Genomic DNA, 6,785 nt, shown 5'->3' with positions numbered 1-6,785 from the left:
TCGTCAGGCTCATAACCTGAAGGTCGCAGGTTCAAATCCTGCCCCCGCAACCAACACCGTTAGCCCTCAGCTAACGGCTTTTTTTTGCCTTTCCAATGGCTTGCCGCTCGATCCAGGTTAGGATCGTTCCCAGTTCTCCATACAGCATCGCGTCAATCTCGCCCCGGTTCGGGCCGGGAGTGAGAACGACTTTCTCGATCAGTGCCCGCAGTGCCTCGGCGATCTACGCCCTCAACCGCCCCGAAGACCCGAAGAACGGCTGGAAGCCGCCGAGGCACTCGGCAGCATTTCCGGCACATCGTCGAGTGTGTCCATCTCCGCCTTCATGCTGGGATGGAACATGCTCTCCTTAGGCTCAGGACCCATTGATTTGATTACGGAAATCTGATTCAGGCTCTGCGAGGAGACTGGAGATGAGCGACTTGTTTTGGCTGACGGATGAACAGATGGATCGTCTGCGGCCCTTTTTCCCAAAGAGCCACGGCAGACCCCGTGTTTATGACCGCCGCGTGTTGAGCGGGATCATTTTCGTGAACCGTAATGGGATGCGCTGGCGTGATGCGCCCCGGGAATACGGTCCACATAAGACGCTGTACAACCGCTGGAAGCGCTGGGGCGACATGGGCATTTTCATGCGGATGATGGATGGCCTATCTGCTGCGAAAGCCGAGTCTCAGACAATCATGATTGATGCGACGTATCTCAAAGCGCACCGCACGGTTTCAAGCCTGCGGCTAAAAAAAGGGATCCAGGGCGTCTGATCGGACGGACAAAAGGCGAAGCTGCATGCGATCACCGATCAGAACGGACGACCGCTGAGCTTTTTCATGACTGCGGGGCAGATCAGCGACTATATCGGTGCTGCTGCCCTGCATTCCAGGACGAAAATCCCGCGGAAAACCAGTCAAATACGATAAGAGAAAATATAAACGCCGCAACCGCATCGAGATTATGTTCAGAAGGCTCAAGGACTGGCGGCGGGTCGCAACCCGCTATGACAGATGCCCGAATGTCTTCTTCTCAGCCATCTGCCTCGCCGCAACCGTCATCTTCTGGCTATGAGTCCTGAGCCTAGTCGGATAGCCGCATCAAATTTTTCAGTAAAAATATCAACCAATTTTATATCAGATACTAACTCTATTTTAACGCCCGGATATTTCTGCAAAAAACCCTTGATCTTAGGACGAACGATATAGGCAAGCGCATCATCTGTAGAGGTAATCCGAATGGTGCCAGTAGGTTGATTGCGCAATTCCCCAATTGAAGCCAGTTGTTTTTCTATTTGGTCAAAATGGGGTGCCATATTTTGTATTAAATATGCTCCGGCGGATGTCGGGGTAACACTGCGGGTTGTTCTTATTAACAATGTCAGATTAAGGCGGGCTTCCAGTTGTCTGACGGTATGGCTAAGCGCCGATTGAGACACCCCTAATTTGGCCGCCGCTTTTGTAAAACTTTTTTCCTGTGCAACAATCAAAAAAGATTGCAGGTCGTTCAAATTTGTACGGGACATAAACACAGGATCTTTCTCGTTTTATAATAATTTTGGTTCTTGCCACCGGAAAAAACAAACGACCCATTGACGGCAGGGGACTAAAATAGGCCACCATCCCCTGCCCAAGAAAACCATTTTGAGCGTTTATTCAACCTCATCCAAAAAATCAGCAGAAGGCGTAAAGAATAAACAGCCGGTTACCGGCGTGCTGAAATCAAGCAAACGATCATAATTTCCTTTAGGACGACCGATAAACATATTTTCCAGCATTTCTTCGGTCACAGAAGGCGAACGGGCATAACCAATAAAATACGTGCCGAATTCGCCTTTTCCAATTTCACCAAAGGGCATGTTATCCCGTAAAATTGCCAATTCTTCGCCATCCCGCTCAATAACGGTCAAGGCATTATGGGCATAGTCGGGTTTGGTCTCATCATCCAATTCGACATTGGATAGCTTCTTCCGGCCAATAATTTTTTCTTGCATTTCGACCGGCAATTTATTCCACGCATCAAGATTATGAAAATATTTTTGGACGATAACATAGCTGCCATTTTTAAAATCGGGATCATCCTCTCTAATAAGAACAGCCTCGCAGGCTTCCTCATCTTCGGGATTTTCCGTCCCATCCACAAAACCGATCAAGGCACGGGAATCAAAATATTTAAAGCCATGGACTTCATCTTGAACTTGAACGGCAGGCCGAATCCGCTCCATAATCAGCGATGCCATTTCAAAGCAAATATCCATCCGATGGGCGCGGATATGGAACAGCAAATCACCGGCTGTTGAAACCGCATGATGCACGCCTTTTAATTCTTTGAACGGATGTAGCTCTTTTGGGCGAGGTGCATCAGGGAATAAACGATCCCAAGCCTCTGAACCAATACCCATCACACAGGTCAAACGGGCATCTCGATCCCGAAGCGAAACCGTCCGACGCAAAGCCGATAAATCAGGACAGAAAGAGCGAATAGTATCTTCTGCCTCTTTTCCTTCTTTAAGGGTCACAACCAAAAAAATTGCAGTAGGCGTGATAGGCGTAACAATAGCTTGGGGCAGGGGTTCGGACATAATAATTCTCCTTGGAAAAAGGACGGTTGGTTATAGCCATTCTGCCATAATTCTGGCGCAAAAACCGTAGAATAGATGCGTTTCCATAATAAGAAAGCCGCAGACTCAACATCTGCGGCTTTTTTCGATCGTATCGTCACCCTTAATGAGGGATGAGCATTTTTAGAAGTTTCGCCACAACAATGGTGACGACAACACTGCCTGCCCAAAGCCCAATAAACCAGCCCATCCGTCGACCAAAATCTTTTGGGGCATGATCGGCTTCATCGGCTTCCAAGGGTAATCTGAAACGCTGAAACCACTTCATCCTAGTGATACCCGTCATTGCTGGTAACCTTGCCATGGAAGATTTTGTAGCAATAAATGGTGTAAGCCAATACCAAAGGCAGCAGGATGACCGTTCCGACCAGCAAGAAAGTCTGACTGGTAACAGGCGAAGAGGCCTGCCAGATGGTGATATAAGGCGGCACGATATACGGCCACGCGGACAAAGCCAGACCGATATAGCTAAGAATAAACCATCCCAAGGCACAAAGGAAAGGCGTTCTGTCTTTACCGCTTTTCAGGCTACGGAAGAAGACAACGGATACCAACACCGCAAGAACGGCCAAGACAACCGCCGCCACGGCATGGCTTGAACTATTCGTCCAAGTGTTGAGATAGGTCGAACGCAGCATAGGCGTCCAAACCGCAACAATGGCGATACAGACGAGCAAAAGGCTACCCAAACAGCGAGCGGCGCGACGGGCATAGGCCTGTAATTCGCCTTCCGTCCGCCAGATCAACCATCCGGCACCCAATAAACCGTAACCGACAACCAAAGCAAAACCACAGAAAATCGAAAAAGGATTGAGCCAATCTAAGGCGCTACCGGTAAAATGATGGCCTGTCGTTTTGATCCCCTGAAGCAAACCACCAAGAACCATACCTTGGCAGAAAGTCGCAAGGGTTGACCCCCCCATAAAGGCAGCCCCCCAAAGACAACGCGCGGCTTTATTATGGGCATGAACCCGAAATTCAAAAGCAACGCCCCGAAAAATAAGGGCAAGCAGCATCATAATAAGGGGCAGATAAAGAGCAGGCAAAATCACAGAATAAGCGGTCTGGAAAGCACCGAGAAGAACAGCACCTCCAAAAACCATCCATGTTTCATTACCATCCCAAACCGGTGCGATGGTATTCATCATCACATCGCGATGCTCTTCATCCTTTTGGGTCGCGAATAGGATTCCGATACCCAAATCAAAGCCATCAAGGACGACGTAGATAAGGATACCTACTGCGGCAAGACATGCCCAGACAACGGGCAGCCAATATTCTGTTGCAGTCATTGTCAGTTAACTCCGTTTACCGGAAAGGTCTTGAGCCAGTCGGGTTGCCCCTTTGGCATGGCTATTCTGGAGAGGATTTTCCGGATCGGCACCTTTTTCATGGGAAGAAGGCTGATGCGAAAGCATCCGAAACAAGATCAGCATACCCGCTCCGAAAACGAAGAAGTAAACGATCACAAAGGCCGTCATCGAGAAAATCATACTCGGCAACATAACCGGAGAAACACTATCCGAGGTGCGGAGCAAGCCGTAAACAGTATAAGGCTGGCGACCGACTTCAGTCGTGACCCAACCGCATAACAGGGCGATAAAGCCTGACGGTGCCATCAACAACGTCGCCCATTGCAAGGCTTTATTATTATATAACTGACCACGGAAACGCAGGAACAGCGACCAAAGACCTAACAGGATCATCAGACCACCCAGACCGACCATGATTCTGAAAGAGAAAAACAGGATCGGGGAAGGCGGACGCTGGTCTTTGGGGTAATCTTTTAATCCGGGAACCTTGCCATTCAGGCTATGGGTCAAGATCAAAGAACCGGCATAAGGAATTTTGATGGCATAATCGGTGCGTTCGGTTTTCATATTCGGAATACCGAACAAAATTTCAGAGGCTGGGCCTTCGCTTTCCCAGTCACCTTCCATCGCTGCGATTTTGGCGGGCTGATATTTCAAGGTATTCAAACCATGCATATCACCAGCCAAAAGCTGGAAGGGCGCTGCAATGGCGGCCATCCACAATGCCATGGAAAACATCACGCGGACAGGTTCCGTTACCGGTTTTCCGTTTTTACGGTCGCGCAGCATATGGAAAGCGGCGGTAGCCCCCACCACAAAAGCCACACAGATAAAGGCTGCCATACCCATATGAACAAGACGGTAAGGGAAGGAGGGGTTAAAGATCACTTCAAACCAGCTTTTCGGCAAGAAATGGCCGGTTTTTGGATCAATGCTATAGCCAGCTGGGGTCTGCATCCATGAGTTGGAAGCCAAAATCCAGGTCATGGAAATCAGGGTGCCGATAGAAACCAAACAGGTCGCCAAAAAATGCAGACCTTTTCCAACCCGTCCCAGACCAAATAGCATGATACCGAGGAATCCGGCTTCAAGGAAAAAGGCGGTCAGCACTTCATATCCCAAAAGCGGGCCCGTTATAGCCCCAGCCTTCTGAGAGAAAAGAGACCAGTTCGTCCCGAATTCATAGGCCATCACAAGGCCGGAAACCACGCCCATACCAAATACGAGCGCGAAAATTTTAATCCAGTATTTAAAAAGATGAAGATAGACATTCCGGCCAGTCTTCAACCACAAGCCTTCAAGAACAGCCAGATAAGCTGCAAGGCCAATAGAAAAAGCCGGAAAGATAATATGAAAGCCCACCGTGAATGCAAATTGTATTCGGGCGAGCATTAAAGCGGTCGCATCTGGTACCATAGAAATGGCTCCGTCGATAATATTAGGAATTATTAGGGTCTATGGGCTTTTCTTCAGGGATCAGCTTCCTGAATCTGTAAAATGCCCCCTATATATTATCGGTGTATTGATAGCATCGGGTATTGTGTCAATAGAGAATTTCTTGATCCTTGGGGGTAATAATCTCTATCCACAGTCTATTTATCTTCAATCGGGTTTAATTATCATTTTATATTTCTTTAATTTTATTTATTTTTTTGATAAATTTTAAAATGTAATATGCTCATGTCAGATTGTTTTGAGTATATTGCTGTAGTTATAGCATCTATTTATAAATCAATAACAATTTTTAAATAAAATAGTGATGAAGCGATTAAGGGCTTTATTTCAAAACTTGCCCAGTAATTCGTTGAATAGGGGCGATTTCAAAAGAAAGTCACGATAGGTGTAAGGGAAAAGGGACGTACGTCTCAATATTGAAAATAACGATTTTTGAAATCGAATTATTTTCTATCTCTGATAACAGACTATCAAAGGGAACAGATATTTTCCGATTTTAGGGATGTTGTGATTAAAAAGCCATATGAAGAAGGCTCAATTTATAATTTAAATATAGAGTATTCTATTATTCTTTTTCAAATGATTCTGTTTTTTGTTAGAGTTAGCTGATAAAAAGCGCGCGACCTTATTCTGTCTTTTAATAATAGCTGTCAGATCGGGTCGAATTTTGTTAGATATATCTCCTAAGTCTTTTCTCGCTCATAGAATCAAAGGTTGAAGCGACATGACCATTTCCACCCTGGAAAAACCTGACATTGCCGCCACACAGGCACCAGATGCCGAAAATCAACGGATGGACTCTGCCCTTGATCCGTGGCGGGGTTTTAAAGGGCGCAAATGGCAGCGAGAAATCGACACGCGTGATTTTATCCTGTCAAATGTTACTAGCTATACCGGAAATAGCGATTTTCTAGCCGGTATCACGCCCAAGACGACTAAACTCTGGGAAAAATTACAAGTCTCTCTCGAGGCCGAACGGAAAACCCAAGGCGGTGTGCTCGATGTAGATACTTCCACAGTTTCCAATATCACAGCACATGCACCGGGCTTTATTGAAAAAGACCTTGAGGTCGTCGTTGGGTTACAGACTGATGCTCCGCTGAAACGGGCAATCATGCCTTTCGGCGGCTATCACATGAGTAAAAAAGGTCTGGAAGCCTATGGCTTCAAAGAAGACGAAAGCCTGTCAAAAATTTTCCCGACTTTACGGAAAACCCATAATGACGGTGTCTTTGATGTCTATACGCCGGAAATCATGGCTTGCCGTCGCTCTGGAATTATTACGGGTCTGCCAGATGCGTATGGTCGTGGCCGGATTATCGGTGACTATCGTCGGGTCGCGCTTTATGGTGTTGACTGCCTGATTGAAGACATAAAAGAACAGGGCAAACGGCTGGAACGTAACCCCT

6 protein-coding genes and 1 pseudogene are annotated in these 6,785 nt (G+C 47.0%); 2 read left to right on the top strand and 5 right to left on the bottom strand.

Annotated elements, in window-relative coordinates; all coding sequences use genetic code 11:
- Positions 1-413 precede the first annotated feature (413 nt).
- A pseudogene (locus tag LDL18_RS08240) lies at positions 414-1,062 on the top strand (IS5 family transposase).
- On the opposite strand, the gene LDL18_RS08235 reads toward LDL18_RS08240, so the two are convergent.
- The 5 genes from LDL18_RS08235 to LDL18_RS08215 form a co-directional block, all read right to left on the bottom strand.
- Positions 1,046-1,513, bottom strand: a complete 468-nt coding sequence (locus LDL18_RS08235; RefSeq protein WP_296508595.1) for a LysR family transcriptional regulator — start codon at positions 1,511-1,513, stop codon at positions 1,046-1,048. The pseudogene LDL18_RS08240 and the gene LDL18_RS08235 overlap by 17 nt on opposite strands.
- A 126-nt stretch (positions 1,514-1,639) precedes the next feature.
- The gene (locus tag LDL18_RS08230; protein WP_296508589.1) at positions 1,640-2,569 is read right to left on the bottom strand and encodes a Dyp-type peroxidase; all 930 of its coding nucleotides are present in this window, start codon (positions 2,567-2,569) and stop codon (positions 1,640-1,642) included.
- Positions 2,570-2,711: 142 nt separating this feature from the next.
- Positions 2,712-2,876 (bottom strand): DUF2474 domain-containing protein, encoded by a 165-nt coding sequence (locus LDL18_RS08225; RefSeq protein ID WP_296508587.1) that lies wholly within the window; start codon positions 2,874-2,876, stop codon positions 2,712-2,714.
- 1 nt (position 2,877) lies between these two features.
- Positions 2,878-3,900: a cytochrome d ubiquinol oxidase subunit II gene (gene cydB / locus LDL18_RS08220; protein ID WP_296508584.1), complete on the bottom strand. Its 1,023-nt coding sequence runs from the start codon at positions 3,898-3,900 to the stop codon at positions 2,878-2,880.
- 6 nt (positions 3,901-3,906) lie between these two features.
- On the bottom strand, positions 3,907-5,337 hold the full coding sequence (locus LDL18_RS08215; protein ID WP_296508582.1) for a cytochrome ubiquinol oxidase subunit I: 1,431 nt from the start codon (positions 5,335-5,337) through the stop codon (positions 3,907-3,909).
- A 763-nt stretch (positions 5,338-6,100) separates the two neighbouring features.
- Between LDL18_RS08215 and LDL18_RS08210 the strand changes: the two genes are divergently transcribed.
- Positions 6,101-6,785 (top strand): pyruvate formate lyase family protein (locus LDL18_RS08210; protein WP_296508580.1); only part of this gene is annotated, 685 nt, incomplete at its 3' end.

Origin of the sequence: Zymomonas sp., assembly GCF_020216885.1 — a bacterium.
Classification (GTDB): Bacteria; Pseudomonadota; Alphaproteobacteria; order Sphingomonadales; family Sphingomonadaceae; genus Zymomonas.
The sequence above is the reverse complement of the archived record's forward strand: the minus strand, read 5'-3'. Positions and strand labels throughout refer to the sequence as shown.